The 16,855-nt window shown below is 66.0% G+C and carries 12 protein-coding genes; 9 read left to right on the top strand and 3 right to left on the bottom strand.

Annotation, left to right across the window (positions count from 1 at the left end; all coding sequences use genetic code 11):
- Positions 1-7: 7 nt before the first annotated feature.
- A complete protein-coding gene (locus GVL61_RS19000) occupies positions 8-1,075 on the bottom strand; it encodes a YeiH family protein (protein ID WP_159982230.1) in 1,068 nt (355 codons plus the stop codon).
- Positions 1,076-1,237: 162 nt separating this feature from the next.
- Between GVL61_RS19000 and GVL61_RS18995 the strand changes: the two genes are divergently transcribed.
- Positions 1,238-2,533, top strand: coding sequence for an MFS transporter (locus GVL61_RS18995; protein WP_159982229.1), 1,296 nt, complete (start codon positions 1,238-1,240; stop codon positions 2,531-2,533).
- A gap of 604 nt (positions 2,534-3,137) precedes the next feature.
- Here the strand turns inward: GVL61_RS18995 and GVL61_RS18990 are convergent.
- A complete protein-coding gene (locus tag GVL61_RS18990) occupies positions 3,138-5,480 on the bottom strand; it encodes a TonB-dependent receptor (protein WP_159982228.1) in 2,343 nt (780 codons plus the stop codon).
- Positions 5,481-5,650: 170 nt separating this feature from the next.
- On the opposite strand from GVL61_RS18990, the gene GVL61_RS18985 reads away from it, so the two are divergent.
- Genes GVL61_RS18985 through GVL61_RS18970 form a run of 4 tightly spaced genes read left to right on the top strand, consistent with a single transcriptional unit; the run spans position 5,651 to position 10,648 of the window.
- On the top strand, positions 5,651-7,642 hold the full coding sequence (locus GVL61_RS18985) for an alpha-glucosidase (RefSeq protein WP_159982227.1): 1,992 nt from the start codon (positions 5,651-5,653) through the stop codon (positions 7,640-7,642).
- Entirely contained in the window at positions 7,639-8,655 is a 1,017-nt protein-coding gene (locus GVL61_RS18980) for a LacI family DNA-binding transcriptional regulator (protein WP_159982226.1), read from the top strand. The genes GVL61_RS18985 and GVL61_RS18980 overlap by 4 nt, the downstream gene beginning before the upstream one ends.
- 11 nt (positions 8,656-8,666) lie before the next feature.
- Positions 8,667-9,575 carry an aldo/keto reductase family oxidoreductase gene (locus tag GVL61_RS18975; protein WP_159982225.1) on the top strand — a complete coding sequence of 303 codons (909 nt, stop codon included), beginning with the start codon at positions 8,667-8,669 and terminating at the stop codon, positions 9,573-9,575.
- Complete coding sequence (locus tag GVL61_RS18970; protein ID WP_159982224.1) at positions 9,572-10,648, top strand: LLM class flavin-dependent oxidoreductase; 1,077 nt, start codon at positions 9,572-9,574, stop codon at positions 10,646-10,648. Before GVL61_RS18975 ends, GVL61_RS18970 begins: the two co-directional genes overlap by 4 nt.
- Positions 10,649-10,730: 82 nt before the next feature.
- On the opposite strand, the gene GVL61_RS18965 is transcribed toward GVL61_RS18970, so the two are convergent.
- A complete protein-coding gene (locus GVL61_RS18965) occupies positions 10,731-12,677 on the bottom strand; it encodes a PAS domain-containing sensor histidine kinase (protein ID WP_159982223.1) in 1,947 nt (648 codons plus the stop codon).
- A 213-nt stretch (positions 12,678-12,890) separates the two neighbouring features.
- On the opposite strand from GVL61_RS18965, the gene GVL61_RS18960 reads away from it, so the two are divergent.
- The 4 genes from GVL61_RS18960 to GVL61_RS18945 form a co-directional block, all read left to right on the top strand.
- Positions 12,891-13,682, top strand: coding sequence for an SDR family oxidoreductase (locus GVL61_RS18960; protein ID WP_159982222.1), 792 nt, complete (start codon positions 12,891-12,893; stop codon positions 13,680-13,682).
- Positions 13,683-13,697: 15 nt separating this feature from the next.
- A complete protein-coding gene (locus GVL61_RS18955) occupies positions 13,698-14,216 on the top strand; it encodes a hypothetical protein (protein WP_159982221.1) in 519 nt (172 codons plus the stop codon).
- Between the two features lie 34 nt (positions 14,217-14,250).
- Positions 14,251-14,673, top strand: a complete 423-nt coding sequence (locus GVL61_RS18950) for a hypothetical protein (protein ID WP_235037796.1) — start codon at positions 14,251-14,253, stop codon at positions 14,671-14,673.
- Positions 14,670-16,855: response regulator (locus tag GVL61_RS18945; RefSeq protein WP_159982220.1), on the top strand; the 2,186-nt coding region annotated here is incomplete at its 3' end. The genes GVL61_RS18950 and GVL61_RS18945, both read left to right, overlap by 4 nt.

Here is a 16,855-nt window from a genome sequence, read left to right as displayed (position 1 = left end):
AATTCTCTCAAAGGATCAACATGCTGAACGCGCACGCCACCACCAGGGATGCCAGCGTCGCGGCGACTACCGGCATAGCCGCGCGCCAGCCCATCTGCATCACAAGGTCAAGGCGCGATCGCATGGCCGTGGCCGTGACCGCCAGCAGCAGCAGCGCCTTGGACAGGGTCAGCGTTCCATGGACTACCACCTGCGGCATCGTGACCAGCGAATTGACCACCACCACCACCAGGAACAGGGTGATGAACCAGGGCATCGCCAGCTTTCTGATCCAGTGCCGCCCGGCTGCGTCCTCATCGGATACCATGACCGAGACGATCGCCACCACCGGCGCCAGCAGCGCCACGCGCGATAGCTTGACGATGGTGGCATAGCTGCCCGCAACATCGGAATAGGCATAACCGCCGCCGATCGCCTGCGCGACGTCGTGGATGGAGGCGCCGATCAGGAAGCCCGCCTGCCGGTCGTCCAGATGGAGCAGCCCGGCCAGCGGCGGATAGAACGACATCGCCAGCGCCGAGGCGAGCGAGATCACCACCAGCGTCAGCGCGAACTGCGCCTGGCTGACCCGCTTCGGCCCCAACACGCCGAACAGCGCCAGCGCCGCCGAAGCGCCGCAGATCGCAGTCGCCCCGCCGGCCAGCAGGCCGATCGCGGTGGAGGCTCCGTTCAATCGCGCCACCAGCAGCGCCGTGCCCATGGCGGCGGCCATCACCGTCAGCAGCGCCAGGAACGGCACCGGGCCAAGATCGCCGATCTGCGCGATGGTAACCTGCGTGCCCAGCACCACGATGCCCCAGCGCAGGCACGCCTTGGATACGAAATCGAGGCCGGGATGGGTGCGCACTTCGCTGGTGACGAAGTTCAGCGACAGCCCGATCAGCAGGCCCATCAGGATGATCGGCGCGCCGTAATGTTCGGAAAGCCAGGCGGCGGCGATGCTCGCGATCCCGCAGATGGCGAGGCCGGGCCATAGCAGCTTCCATTCTTCCAGCCGCCTGCGCGGCGCGGAAGGGGCGCCCTGCTCTACCAGGAACATCTCGCCATAAAGGTCGCCGGCGTGATCTGTGCTCACCTGTGCTCGTCTCCCGACTGCATCCTTCGCGATGAAGATGCTTGCTGTCTGTCCTGCGGTGTCATATCGACCTGTATGGCCATGCGCACGGCGGAGCAAGAGCTTTGCGCGCGCAGGACAATGAATTGTCGCCGATGAAGCGGCAGGCTATGGGAGAGCTGAATGACGTTGCACGAACCGCCGGGCGCCGCGCCCCCGCCCGCCCCATCGCTTGTGGAAGCCTCCACCAATTCCGGGGCGGCCGATCCCGGCGCCATTCGCGCGCAGAACGTGCTGATCGGGCTGATCTTCCTGGCGACCGCGCTGAACTACGTCGACCGGCAGGTTCTGGCGCTGCTCAAACCCATGCTGGAGGCCGAATTCAACTGGACCGACCAGCAGTTCGCTCACCTCGGCTCGATCTTCCAGCTGGCGGCGGCGGCATCGCTGCTGGGCGTAGGCTGGTTCGTCGACAGGTTCGGCGTGCGCTTCGCCTATGGCTTTGCCGTGGCGGTGTGGAGCCTGGCCGGCATGGCCCATGCGCTGGCCGCCAGCGTGCAGCAATTCGTGATCGCCCGCGCGGTGCTGGCCACGGCAGAATCGGTCAACACCCCCGCCGCGATGAAGACCGCGGCGATCTACCTGCCGATCCAGCGCCGCTCCATCGGCATCGGCATCATCAACACCGCGCCCAACATCGGCGCGATCATCACCCCTCTGCTGATCCCGCCCTTCGCCATCGCCTTCGGCTGGAAAGCGGCATTTCTGGTGACCGGCGCCCTTGGCCTGCTGTGGCTGGCGGCATGGCATTTCAACACCGCGAAACTCAAACCCATCGCCGGGCAGACAGCGACCACACGCGGCAAGGTGGAGTGGGGCGTGATCCTTTCCGACCGCCGCACCTGGACCGTGATCGGCGCCAAGGCTTTCACCGATCTGGTTTGGTGGTTCGTGCTGTTCTGGACCCCGGACTTCTTCTCGCGCCAGTTCCATCTGAGCCAGGGCGCGCTCGGCTGGCCAATCGCGATCATCTTCACTCTCGCCGCTCTTGGCGCGGTCAGCAGCGGTGCGCTCTACCCGGCCCTGCTCCTGCGCGGCCTGTCGGTGAACGCCGCCCGCAAAAGCGCGATGCTGGCCTTTGCCCTGATCGTGCTGGTGATGCCGCTGGCGCTGACCGCCACCAACCCGTGGATCGCGGCGATCTGCATCGGAATGGGCCTGTTCGCGCATCAGGGCTTCTCGACCAACATCTTCGGCATGGCGACCGAGATCATCCCCGCTCGCCGGATCGCCACGGTCGTCGCGCTGGGCGCCATCGGCGGCAATCTGACGGGTACGGGGATCATCGAGTTCGCCGGTTGGTCGCTGGATTCGGGGCTGGGCTATGCGCCGCTGTTCGTGGTGTGCGGCTCGGCCTATCTGGTGGCGCTGGCGTTCATCCATCTGATGCAGCCCAAGCTGGAAACGGCGGTCGACTGATTCACTCCGTCATTGTGAGCACAGTGAAGCAACCCAGGGCGGCGTAAGCGCTCTGGGTTGTTTCGCTATGTTCGCAATGACGAGGGTTTTCAGGGCCGAATTATACCGCACCGCCCCATAAATTTGGCAGGCACGCTCCGGCACCCGCCGGCGAACGCGGGATAACGCCAGGGAAACTCAGCGGGCGGGTATGGCCGGCGCTGGGGCCGCCAGCATCAGGCGACATGCTTGTCGAGCTTGCCTGTTGAACGCGAACGGCCGAAGAGGGGCAAACCTCAAAAACTCATCGGCACGGCCCTGTGGTGCGCGGGGATGGCGGGTCGGGCTCGCTCCCCTGCCGCCGGTCCCGGGGGCATACCCCCGTTTTCATCCACGCATCCGATTGCGGCTTGTCCGGTCCACCACCGGGCGCCGACCATGTGCGGAAAAGCCTGAAGTGTCAGCTACACACTTCCCGCCCCGCCGCTAAGCCGATCGAAATCGGCGACGCAGAATATAACCCATTTGGTTACATAAGTCAATCGCGCAAAAAGAAGCCCCGGCGGGGAGGAGGTCCGCCGGGGCTTCTCTACGAGCCTTCAGTCGAGGGTGTTTGCGCCCACCCTCAGTTGAAGCGCGCCCGCAAGTTGAGGCCTGCGTAACGGTCGGCATCGCGCGGGATCATCAGGCGCTGGCCGGCGCTGGTGTTGAGCAGCACGTAGCTGTCATCCAGCAGGTTCCTGACCATGAAGGTCAGGCGGTACTTGTCGTCCGCATCCGACACGCCGATGCTGGCGTTCCAGATACCGTAAGGATCGATTTCGCCGCTCTCGCCAAGGTCGGAGAACTGCTTCGAGACATGGTGCCAATCGCTCGACAGGTAGAGCTTCACCGGGCCGGCATCGACGTCATAGTCGGCGCCGAGGGTGTAGCTGAACTTGGGCGCCAGCGGCAGGCGGGTGCCGTCGCGGGCGTCCGGTGCGTTGGTGAGCGGGTTCGGGTTGAACCGGCGAACCTTGGCATCGGCATAGGCGGCGTTGGCGCGGAAGGTCAGGCCCGAGGTGGGCGCGAAAGTCGCATCGACCTCGAAGCCCTTCGAGCGCACGGTGCCTGCATTGGTCAGGTTGGTGACCACCGCGCCGTTGAGCAGGACGAAGTTGTTGGCCTGGAAGCCCTTGTAATCGACCAGGAATGCAGTCGCATTCACCTGCAACATGCGGTCGAAGAACTGGCTCTTCACGCCGGCTTCGAAGCTGTTCGACTTTTCAGGATCGATCGGCTGCGAGTTGGTAGGCGCGGTGTGGTTGAAGAAGACGTTGAACGCCGGTCCCTTGTAGCCGCGCGTGTAGCTGCCGTAGACCATCACGTCGTCCGCGACGTTGTACTGCAACACGGCCTTACCCGAGAAGTTGTCGGCGCTGGTGCTGCCGCGCGAAGTGTTGGTGCCGTTGCCGCCCGTGGCGATCGTGCCGCCAGCGCCCACGCCCGAAAGTCCTGCGCCGCTTGCGGGAAGGCCGGTGGTGGCATTCACTGCAGGCGCGCGGGTGTGGACGTAGCTAACGCTGTCATGCGTGAAGCGGCCGCCCAGCGTCAGGCGCAGTTCCGGGGTGAACTCGTATGTGCTCTGCCCGAAGATCGCCCAGTTGCGGAACGACACGTCGCTGCGCGAAGAGGCGGTGGGGAACAGGGTGTTGACCGTGTCCGCAAGGTTGCACGGACGCGCGCCCGTCACCGGATCGACCGGGGAGGTCGAAGTGGCGCAAGTCACGTCGCTGCGGGTGAAGTCCTGGCTGTTCTTCGAATACCACATGAAGCCGCCGACCTGATAGGTAAGCGCTTGATTCTGCGGCGATGCCAGGCGGATTTCGGCGGAAACCTGGTCGGTTTCAACCGTACCGCGATCGTGCAGCTGCGGGGTGGCGGCAAGCGCGGGGGTCGCGCCAATCGCGGGATTGGGGGCAAGCGCGCGGGGCAGGAAGTCTCCGTCGCGGATTTCGGTATTCTTCCAGTTGCGGTAGCCGGTGACGATGCTCAGCGTGTGGTCCGCAAAGGTGTCGATATCGGCGCTGGCGGTGAAGCTGTACTGGCGGTCGAGCGAGCGGGTGACGAGGTTCTGGTTAACCTTGCGGGTATCTTCGCCCTGCGGCGTGATGCCCAGTTCAGCGTCCAGCACGGCGCCGCGCGACACGCCGGTGACTTCGGCGCAGCAATCGTCGTTGGCCTTGAAGTAGTCCGCGATCAGGCGCAGGCGGCCGCCGTTACCGTCATAATCGATCAGGCCGCGCGCACCGTAGTGCTCGTAACCGTTGACGGTCTTGTCGACCGCGATGTTTTTCACATTGCCGTCGAACGTGCCGTAGAAACCGGTGACACGCGCCGTCAGGTCCGGCGCAATGGGGCCCGAAATCGTCATCTTGGCGCGATATTCGTCGTCGGTGGTGCCGGAAACGTTGGCTTCAGCCTCGAAGTCCTTGGTGCCGCCCTTGGAAACGATGTTGACGAGACCGGCCGATGCGTTCTTGCCGAACAGCGTGCCCTGCGGGCCACGCAGCACTTCGAGACGGTCGAAATCGACGAGGTCGAGGAACGACTGGCCCGAGCGGCTCAGCACGATGCCGTCGACAACGGTGGACACACTGGGTTCGGCCGCGACCGAGAAACTGATGGTGCCGACGCCGCGCATCACGATGGCGCTGTTGGCGTTGGTCGTGCCCTTGCGGAAGGTGACCGAGGGAACGATCGAGGTGATGTCCTCAAGGCTTTTCGCGCCAGCGCGGGCCATGGCATCGCCGGTGACCGCGCTGATGGCGATCGGAACATCCTGGATGTTCTGCTTAACCTTCTGCGCAGTAACGATAATTTCTTCAACTTGGGCAAATGCAGGCGTAGCCGCTGCCAGTGCGAACACGGACGCAGAAAATGCGAATGCCGCGCGCTTGACCATACCGTTGGAATTTTCCGAAATCATGACTCTCCCCTCCTCAATCTGGATCGTTCCGAAGTTTTCACCTCAGGTCGTCCTGTTGGTTGGTTGCCCTCTTGATCGGGTCCTGCATTTCTGTCAAGCGGTGTCATATCGGACAGGGCGAATGCGCCGTCGAGTGCTGCACAACGGGCACAGGTAGGGAGTTTAGGATCGTGACGCTGACTTTCAGCATTCAGGAGCATGGTTTCACCTGCCATCTGGCCGGGCGCGAAGTGCTGTGCAGCACGCCTGACCGCCCTGCCTTCTCGGTCGCCAGCGGACAGCCAGACGTGCGCATGGTGCGCGGGAACTTCGAGATCAACGATGCCCCGACCGGGCGAGTAGCGCTTGGCGCCATGTCCATGGACGGGGACGATCTGCTGCTGTCCGAGACGCCCGATGCTGCACCTTTGCTGCGCCTGAGCGCCAAGGACGACTCGCTGCATGTCACGGCGCTGAACGCCGCGCACGACCGCGTATGGATCGAACTCACCGCCCAGCCCGGCGAACACGTCTGGGGCGGCGGAGAGCAGATGAGCTACCTCGACCTTACCGGCCGCCGCTTCCCGATCTGGACCAGCGAACCCGGCGTCGGGCGTGACAAGTCCACCGAACTGACCCGGCTGATGGACGAACAGGGCATGGCCGGGGGCGATTACTGGTGGACCAACTATCCCCAGCCGACCTTCCTATCCTCGCGCCTTTATGCCTGCCATCTGGGCAGCAGCGCCTATTCCGTGCTCGATTTCACCGACGCCGCGCGCCATGGGATCGAAGTGTGGGAAGGCAGCTTCACCCTCGAGTTCTTTGCCGCAGACGACATCGCGGCGCTGGTCGGCGCGCTATCCACCCGCTTCGGCCGCCAGCCCGCCCTGCCCGACTGGGCAATTGGCGGCGCGATCGTCGGCCTCAAGGAAGGCGACGCCAGCTTTGCGCGGCTCGATAAGATCATCGCGGCAGGCGCGCAGGTCAGCGGGCTGTGGTGCGAGGACTGGATCGGCATTCGCCAGACCACTTTCGGGCGCCGCCTGTTCTGGGACTGGTCGTGGAACGAGGCGCGCTATCCCGGCCTGCCGGACAGGATTGCTGCACTGGCGGCGCGCGGCGTCCGCTTCCTTGGCTATGTGAACCCCTATCTCGCCAATGACGGCGTGCAGTATCTCGAAGCGCTCGCAGGCGGGCACCTCGCCCTGCGGCAGGACAGGGACGAGCCTTACCTCGTCGATTTTGGCGAGTTCGACTGCGGCGTGGTGGACTTCACCAACCCGGCCAGCCTCGACTGGTTCGCAGAGCGCGTGATCGGGCGCGAGATGCTGGACTTCGGCCTGTCCGGCTGGATGGCGGACTTCGGGGAATACCTGCCGGTGGATCTGCGCCTGCACGATGGCAGCGACCCGATGCTGCTGCACAACCGCTGGCCCGTGCTCTGGGCCGAGGCGAACGCCCGCGCCATCGCATCGCGCGGGAAGACCGGCGAGGCGGTGTTTTTCATGCGCGCCGGGTTCTCGGGCGTGCAGGCGCATTGCCCGCTGCTGTGGGCGGGGGACCAATCGGTCGACTTCACCCGGCACGACGGGATCAATACCGTGCTGACCGCCGCGCTTTCGGCGGGCCTTGTCGGCAATGCCTATTCGCATAGCGACGTGGGCGGCTATACCAGCCTGCACGGTAATGTGCGCACACCGGACCTCATCAAGCGCTGGTGCGAACTGGGCGCGTTTTCGCCGGTGATGCGCAGCCATGAAGGCAACCGCCCCGACGACAACCTCCAGATCGATTCCTCGGACGACATGCTGGCGTCTTTCGCGGCGATGTCGCGCGTTCATGCGGCGCTCGCGCCTTATGTGCGCCATCTTAGCGACGAGGCGGTGGCCACCGGCCTGCCGGTGCAGCGCCCGCTGTTCCTGCACTACTTCGAGGAAGCACTGTTCCCGGTGCAGGACCAGTACCTCTACGGCGCCGACATGCTCGTCGCGCCCGTGGTGGAGGCGGATGCGGCGGCCCGCAACGTGATCCTGCCGGGCGATACGCCATGGCGGCACCTGTGGTCGGGCGAGGACTTCGCGCCGGGCACGCACATGGTCGATGCGCCTTACGGCCAGCCGCCGGTGTTCTACCTGCCCTCCAGCGACTTCGCGCCGCTGTTTGCCTCGTTCAAGGCATGAGCGAACGCTCCAACATCAAGGACGTCTCCGCGCTGGCGGGCGTTTCGGTGAAGACCGTCAGCCGCGTGCTGAACGGCCACCGCTACGTCAGCGATGAAACCAAGGAGCGCGTCGAAAAGGCGATGCGCGACCTCGATTTCCGCCCCAGCGTGGCGGCGCGCATTCTGGCGGGCACCAAGTCCGGCCAGATCGCGCTGATCTACGACAACCACAGCCCTTACTACATGAACCAGATCCAGATGGGCTGCTGGGAGGGCTGCAATCAGGCCGGAATGCGCCTGCTAGCCCAGCCGGTGGACGTCACCGACGCCACCGTGGGCGATCAGGTGCGCGGGCTGGTCACCGAAACCCATGTCGACGGCATCGTCCTGTCCTCCCCCGTGACGGACTGCGTGGCCGTGCTTCAGGCGCTGGAGGGCATGGACATCCCCTTCGTGCGCATTTCGCCGGGCACCAACCATGCGATGACTTCTTCAGTCTTCATGGACGACGCGCAGGCGGCGGACGACATGACGACCTACCTCATCAACAAGGGCCACCGCCGGATCGGCTTCGTGCGCGGCCACCCCAACCACATGGCCTCGGAAGAGCGCCTGTTCGGCTATCGCCGCGCGCTGGACCGGGCCGGCATCGCTTTCGAGCCGGCGCTGGTCGCGCCCGGTGAGTTCGATTTCGACAGCGGCGTGGCCGCCGCGCACCGCTTCCTGAAATCGGCCCGCCGCCCCACCGCGATCTTCGCCAGCAACGACGACATGGCCGCCGGCATCCTTTCCGTCGCGCACGACATGGGGCTGGATGTGCCGCGCGATCTCTCGGTCGCCGGGTTCGACGATACCACGCTGGCGCGCATGGTCTGGCCCCAGCTCACTACTATCCACCAGCCTACCCGCGAACTGGCGCTGGCGGCCACGCAGCTTCTGCTGGAGGGCGTTCACCTGATGCACCGAAGGCTCCCCCACGACCTGGTCGAACGCGCATCGGTTGCGGCGATCAATCCCGATTTCCTCCCCTGACAGGATACTCCATGACTTATCTGCCTTCCCCCGAAGCCCGTCGCCCGCTCGGCAAGAGCGGCATCATGGTCTCCCCCCTCGCCTGGGGTAACTGGCGGCTTTGCGGCGACGATGTCTCGGCCGTGGTCAAGCTGCTCCACGCCGCGCTCGACGCCGGGATCAACCTGATCGACACCGCCGACATCTACGGCCCCGACAACAACGAGGCCTTCGGCGCTTCGGAAGCCCTGCTGGGCCGCGCACTGGCCAGCGAGCCGGGCCTTCGCGAAAAGCTGGTGATCGCCACCAAGGGCGGCATTTCGATGGGCGTGCCCTACGATTCCAGCGCCGGATACCTCACCTCTGCCATCGACGCTTCGCTGGCGCGCCTCGGCACCGACACCGTCGAGCTGTGGCAGATCCACCGTCCCGACATCCTGACGCACCCTTCGGTAATCGCAAAAGCCATCGACGAAGCGCACAAGGCGGGCAAGATCCGCAGCTTCGGCGTCTCCAACTTCACCGCCGCCCAGATCGCCACCCTGCAGCAGTTCATGACGCTGCCGATCGTGTCGACCCAGCCCGAACTGTCCGCGCTCAAGCTGGCGCCGATCGAGAACGGCGAACTGGACCAGGCGATCGCCATGGACATGGCGGTCATGGCATGGTCGCCGCTGGGCGGCGGGCGCATCGCGGCCCCCAAGGACGAGCGCGCGCTGGCCGTCGCGGCCGAACTGGATGCGGTGGCAGAAGAGTTCGGCGTGTCGCGCACGGCGGCTGCCTATAGCTGGATCATGGCGCACCCGGCCCGCGCCATCCCCATCGTCGGATCACAAAAGGCCGAGCGGATCGCGGAAAGCGCCGACGCACTCAAGGTCCGCTGGACCCGTGCGCGTTGGTACGCGGTACTGGTCGCCGCAAAAGGAGAGCCCCTGCCATGAACGGAACCTCTGACAAGACCTGCGAGGTAAGCTGGTTTTCGGCGCTGTGCGACGATGACTACGAATTCCTCGGCCAGCCCGATCCCATGCTGGCGTCCAGCTGGGAGCACTGCCGCAACATCGTGATGCAGGCCGAAAAGGGCGGGTTCGACAACATCCTGCTCCCTTCCGGCTATGCGCTGGGGATCGACACCACCATGTTCGCGGGCGCCATCGCCCCGATGACGGAGACGATCCGCCTGCTCTGGGCGCTACGCATGGGTGAGGACTGGCCGCCGCAGTTGGCCCGCCGCATCGCCACGCTCGACCGCATTCTGGGCGGGCGGCTGACGGTCAACATCATCTCGTCCGACCTGCCGGGCGAGAAGCTGGACAGCCGCGCCCGTTACCAGCGCACGCTAGAAGTGATGCAGATCCTCAAGATCATGCTGAACGGCGAGCATCTGAAGTACGAGGGCGAGTTCTACAACCTCGACTTGCCGCCGGCGCGTATCTCCACCGTTTCGGGCAAGTGCCCGCCGCTCTACTTCGGCGGCCTTTCCGAAGACGCGCGCGAGGCTGCGGCCAAGGCCTGCGACGTGTACCTGATGTGGCCCGACACCATGGACAAGGTCCGCGAAACCATCGCCGACATGACCGCGCGCGCCGCCAAGTACGGCCGCACCCTGAAGTTCGGCTACCGCGCCCACGTGATCGTGCGCGAGACCGAGGACGAGGCGCGCGTCTATGCCGACCGCCTGCTGTCCAAGCTGGACGACGAAGCCGGCGAGGCCATCCGCAAGAAGTCGCTCGACAGCGCCAGCGTCGGCGTGACCCGGCAGGCGGAACTGCGCTCTGCCGCGGGCGGCGACGGTTTCGTCGAGGACAACCTGTGGACCGGCATCGGCCGTGCGCGATCGGGCTGCGGCGCGGCGATCGTCGGCGATCCCGATCAGGTACTGGCCAAGTTGCGCGCCTATCAGGACGAGGGCATCGATGCCTTCATCCTGTCGGGCTATCCGCACGCGGCCGAAGCGGACCTGTTCGCGCGGCATGTGCTGCCGAACATCAACCACGCGCCTCTGGTGCTCTGACGGCTTTGCCACTTTCGTCGTTGCGGGCACGCTCGCAATGGCGAAAGTGGCAAGCCCGCGCCGCGTCACCAGGCCTCGGCGCCTATGTGCGGGGGCGGAACTCCACCACCTCGCCCGAGACCGGCAGCGGCACGATTTCGGCAATCGCGGCGGAGAGTTCGTCCTGGCGGAACGGCTTGGCGAGCCGGCGGTAATGCAGTCGCACCCCGGTCGGCAGATCGGCATATCCCGAGATCATCAGGATCGGCAGCTCCGGCCACCCGGCCCGCACCGCGTCCGCCAGTTCGCCGCCCGTCATCTGCGGCATCGCATAGTCGGTGACGAGCAGGTCCACGGCGGTCCGGCCGAGTATCTGGAGAGCCTGCGCGCCCGACGCGGCCTGCAGCACCGTATGGCCCAGATCTGACAGCATCGCCGCCGTGTTGAGCAGGACGATGTCGTCGTCGTCCACCGCAAGCACGGTCATCGCCTTCATCCGGCCGACCTGCGCCGTCGGCGCCGGAGCTTCGGCGGCAGCGGCAAGCACCGCAGGCAGCCACAGCGTGACCGCCGTGCCTTCCCCCGGTGTGCTTTTCAAGGTCGCCTTGCCGCCGAACTGCTCGGCCATGCCCACCACCATCGACAGTCCCAGCCCGGTGCCCTTGCCGATGCCCTTGGTGGTGAAGAACGGTTCTACGGATTTCTCCAAAGTGGCTGCATCCATGCCGGTGCCCTCGTCCGCCACGGTCAGGCAGACGTAGTCGCCGGGCGCGAGGCCCTGCTGAACACGGCTCTGTGCGCGTGTAGCGGAGATCAGTATCCTGCCCCCATCCGGCATCGCATCGCGCGCGTTCACCGCCAGGTTCAGCAGCCCCAGTTCAAGCTGGGCGGGATCGGCGCGCACGGTCTGAAGGGTCAGCGGGAACTGCGTGTCGATGGTCACGCCCGATCCGATCGTGCGTTCCAGCAGTTCTGCCATGCCGCGCACCAGCGCGGCCAGGTCCACCGCTTCCAGTCGCAAATCCTGCCTGCGCGCAAAGGCGAGCATGCGCTGGGTCAGCGTCGCCCCGCGCTGCGCCGCTTCCATGATGTTGTCGAGGAAGCGGGTGATGTCCTGCCCCTGCCCCATCCTTCGCCGGGCAAGATCGGCGCTGCCGACGATGGCGGCAAGCAGGTTGTTGAAATCGTGGGCGACGCCGCCGGTCAGCTGGCCGATCGCCTCCATCTTCTGCGATTGGTAGAAGGCCTGCTGGGCCTGCTCCAGCGCCTCCTGCGCGCGCTTGCGCTCGGTCAGGTCGCGGGTGATCTTGGCAAAGCCGACAAGGTCGCCGTTGTCGCCCCGGACCGGATCGATGACCACGCTGGCCCAGAATTTCGACCCGTCCTTGCGCAGGCGCCAGCCTTCCGCCTCGAAGCGTCCCGCATTCAGCGCAGTGGCCAGCGCCCGCGCCGGCACCCCGGCCGCGCGGTCCTCGTCGAGGTAGAAGCGCGAGAAATGCTGACCGATGATCTCTTCGACCCGGTATCCCTTGAAGCGCTCGGCCCCGGCATTCCAGCTTGTGACATGGCCGTCTGGGTCGAGCATGTAGATCGCGTAGTCGGTCACGCTCTGTACCAGCAGGCGGAAGCGCTCCTCGCTGCGGCGCAGTTCCTCGTCGGCCTTGCGCCGCTCGGTCAGGTCGCGTGTGACTTTGGCGAAGCCGATCAGCTGGCCGCCGGGATTGCGAACCGGGTCGATCACGACATTGGCCCAGAACCGGCTGCCATCCTTGCGCAGGCGCCAGCCCTCGGCCTCGAAGCGGCCTTCGGTGGCGGCGGTCTGCAAGGCGCGTTCGGGGATCCCGGCCGCGCGGTCACCCTCGCCATAGAAGCGGGAGAAATGCTGGCCGATGATCTCGTGCGGCTTGTACCCCTTGAAACGCTCCGCCCCAGCATTCCAGCTGGTGACGATCCCGGTGGGGTCGAGCATGTAGATGGCGTAGTCGGTCACGCTCTGAACGAGCAGTTCGAAACGGCCTTCTACGGCAGTTGCCTCGTTCTCGACTTGCATGCCCCTTACGCGCTCCGCCGCAGTTCAGTCCGCCGACGCCCCACGATAGCCAAAACGCGCCCGGCGCGCCAGCGATCAGCCCGTGACGGCCCCAAGGGCGCGCCATCGAGGGGTGCGTGCCGTTCCGCTCGCTTTCCGGCGCGATTCGGTGCATTCTGGTATCGGTGCCCTTGCCGCCAGAATCTCCGTCTCTAACGACCAGGGAGATTGCCCATGCCCCCGCAGACATTTCTCGTCACCGGCGCCTCCGACGGCATCGGCGCGGTTTATGCCGACCGCCTTGCCAGACGCGGCCACGACCTGATCCTCGTCGCCCGCCGCGTCGACCGGCTGGCGGAGCTTGCCGAACGGCTCGCCGCCGCCACCGGAGTGTCGGTGGAAACGATCGGCGCCGATCTTTCCGATCCCGACGACCTCGCCCGCATCGAAGCCCGGCTGCGCAAGGATGAGAAGATCACCGGGCTCGTCAACAATGCCGGGATCGCCAACGAAGGCCCGATACTGGAGGCCGATCCCGAGTATCTTTCGGGCATGATCGACCTCAACGTGCGCGCCGTCACCCGGCTCTCCGCCGCGATCGCTCCGCGCCTTGCCGCTGCCGGGGCTGGCACGATCATCAACCTGACCTCGGTGACCGCACTGATGCCGGCCGGTTTCACCGCCGTCTACCCGGCGACCAAGGCCTTCGTCCTCGCCTTTTCCGAGGCGCTGCAGGCAGAGCTGGGCCCCAAGGGCGTGCGCGTTCAGGCGGTATTGCCCGGCATAACCCGCACCGCGATCTGGACCGGGGAAATGCTCGCCAGCCTGCCCGCTACGATGATCATGGATGCAGGCGAGATGGTCGACGCCGCCCTCGCCGGGCTGGACATGGGCGAGACGGTGACGATCCCCGCCCTGCCCGACATGGCCGCTTACGAAGCCTATGTCGCAGCCCGCAATGCGCTGCGCCCCGATCTTTCCCATGCCCACGCCGCGCCGCGCTACGGCGTGACGGCATCGGCCTGAACAGGGAGGAGCGCCATGACCCTGGGCCTCACCACCGCGCAGTTCGTCGCGGCCCATGTCGCGATCAGTCTGGTCGCCATAATCGCCGGTCTCGCGGCGCTCCCCGCGCTGGCGCGGGGCAAGTCGCCGGGGGCAGTGCTACCCCTGTTCATCTGGACGACCGTGGCGACGGTGGTCACCGGGTTCCTCTTCCCCTTCACCGGTGCGACCCCGGCCTTCGCCACCGGGATCGTTACCGGCATCGTCCTGGCCATCAGCCTGGCCGCCCGCCATACCGGCGTTTTCGGCCGCGCCGCGCCTCGCGTTTTCGCGGTGGGGGCCACGGCATCGCTGTGGCTGAACATGTTCGTACTGGTGGTGCAGGCATTCCAGAAGCTGCCCGCGCTCAATGCGCTGGCCCCGACCGGGACCGAACCGCCGTTTCTCGCTGCTCAGGGCCTGGTGCTTCTCGGCAATATCGGACTGGGCATTGCCCTCTTTCGCCGGGCCGGCCGCACCCTCGCAGGTGCGGCGGAAAAACTTACTCAGTATTAACCCTTAAAAACCGATATCACGTCATAATGAGTGTATGAATCGGCCTGTCCTGCCTCGACGATCCGACCTTCCGCCGCTCGCTCCTGCCGGGGCGAGGCGCAAGGCCGACCCCGGCATCCGGACGGAACGAAGCGGGATCGCAGACTTTCTTCCGGCCGCCCTGCTGCTCCTGCTCGGCCTTGGCGGGCTGGGTGTGGCGTGGGTCACCACGGGGCAGCCTTCAAGCCAGTATCTGGTCATGGCGCCGCCCGGATCGACTTTGGCCCGGACCGTCCACCTCGTGCGCGCTGCCGATGGCGGGCTGGCGGCCAAGGCTCTGTTTTCCAACCTTGTCATAGCCGATTCCACCCGTGCCGATTTCCCGGCCGCAGCGCGCAAGGCAGGTGCCTGGCTGGCCGTCCCGGTTCCCGCGCGGGCCGGATGCGCGCCCCCTTCATCCCCGGAGAATACCCTGTGAACGTGGAACTGGACACGCTGCGCCTGCACTTCGGCCGCTTTCTGGTCGCATTGTTCTGGGCCCACGTTCCCCTTCTTGCCATGGTCGCGGTGCTGACCGGCCACTCGCCCATCGGCGCCGGGCTGGCCGGCGCCTTGCTCGCGGGCAGTTACCACTGGCTCTGGCACAACCGGGGCATCGCGCCCGCCACCCGCTATCTTTCCGCCATCGCCCTGATGGGAGAGCCGGCGATCCTCCTCGTCCTGCTGCGCGGCCATGCCTGGCAGATGGACATGCACATGTACTTCTTCGCCATGCTGGCGCTGACGATCGCCTGGTGCGACCGCCGCGCTATCCTCGCCGCCGCGGCAGCAGTGACACTGCATCACCTGCTGCTGCTTTACCTGCTGCCCTATGCGGTGTTCCCCGGCGAGGGCAATCTGGGCCGCGTCATCGTCCACGCCGTGATCGTCGTCTTCCAGACCGCCGTGCTGGTATGGCTGAGCGACCGGCTGGTCGAGAGTTTCGAGCGCAACCAGCGCATGAGCGCGGAAATCCTCGCCAAGAACGAAGCGCTGGAGGAACGCACCCACGAAGCGGAAGAAGCCAACCGCGCCAAGAGTCTGTTCCTGGCCAACATGAGCCACGAAATCCGCACGCCGATGAATGCGATCCTGGGCTTCTGCCACCTCGTCGCACGGACCGACCTCGACGCGCGGCAGAAGGACTATGTCGGCAAGATCAACCAGGCCGGTGTCTCGCTGCTGCGGCTCATCAACGACATCCTCGACTTTTCCAAGAACGAGGCCGGCAAGCTGACGCTGGAAGCCCATCCCTTCGACGTCCGCGGCGCCATCCGCAATCAGGTCCAGCTCGTCGCCGCCGATGCCGAGGCGAACGGCGTCAAGGTGGTGTCCCAGATCGCGGGCGACGTGCCCCACCGCCTCGCGGGCGACGAGATGCGCTTCAACCAGGTCGTGCTCAACCTGCTCAGCAATGCGGTGAAGTTCTCCGAAGGCGGAACGGTGACGATCCTGCTGGATGTCGGGGCCGAGCAGGACGACCAGATCATGGTGCAGCTGGCCGTATGCGATACCGGCATCGGCATGACCGCCGAGCAGCAGGCGGCGCTGTTCAACTCCTTCACCCAGGCCGACAGTTCGACCACGCGGCGCTTTGGCGGCACCGGCCTTGGCCTTGCGATCTGCCGTCAGATCGTCGAGCAGATGGGCGGCAGCATCCGGGTCGACAGCACCCCCGGCCAAGGCAGTACCTTCACCTGCCGCATGTGCATGTCGCTGGACGACGAGGCCGATGCCGCCGAACTTCATGTGCCCGCGCAGGTCCGCCGCCTGCGCATCCTGGCGGCGGACGACAATCCCGCCTCGCGCCAGATCATGCAGGACATATTCTCAGGCTGGGACCTCCCGCTGGACCTCGTGGCCTCGGGCGACGAGGCGCTGGGCGCGATCGGCGCGGCGGACGATGCCGGCAACCCCTATGACCTCGTGCTGCTGGACTGGAAAATGCCCGGTATGGACGGGATGCAGACGGTCGAGGCGATGCACGCGGCAGTCTACAAGGGCGCCCGCCCGCGCACGATCATCATCACCGCCTACGGCGCCGACGATTTCGTGATGGGACCGGGCAGCGCGGAAGTGGCCGCCTTCCTGACCAAGCCCGTGGTACCCCGGACACTGCTCGATACGATCGCGGAGATCGTCTCGCAGAAGGCCGCACCGATGCAGCCTGCCGTTCCCGCCGCAGAGACGGTGCCGATGGTCGCTCCGCACCTGCGCGGTCTGCGCGTGCTGCTGGTTGAAGACAACGAGATCAACCGCGAGATCGCCACCGAACTGTTGGTCGACGCCGGGCTGCAGGTCGATTCCGCTGAAAACGGCCGCGTCGCCTGCGAGCGCGTGCGCGATCACGGCGAGACCTATGCGGGCGTGCTGATGGACGTGCAGATGCCCGAAATGGACGGCGTCAGCGCGACCAAGGTGATCCGCGAAAGCTGGTCTGCGGACCGGCTGCCGATCATCGCCATGACCGCCCACGCCTATGAGGAGGAGAAGCAGCGCTGCTTCGCCGCCGGCATGAACGACCACATTTCCAAGCCGGTAGACCCGGCCATGCTGATGCGCACGCTGGACCACTGGCTGAAGGCGGGGGCCCCCGGCGCCCGGCCCGCCCCCCTCGCGCC

The organism is Novosphingobium sp. 18050 (assembly GCF_902706195.1).
Lineage (GTDB): Bacteria > Pseudomonadota > Alphaproteobacteria > Sphingomonadales > Sphingomonadaceae > Novosphingobium.
Note: the sequence above shows the minus strand (reverse complement) of the source record. Positions and strands in the feature narration are given on the sequence as shown.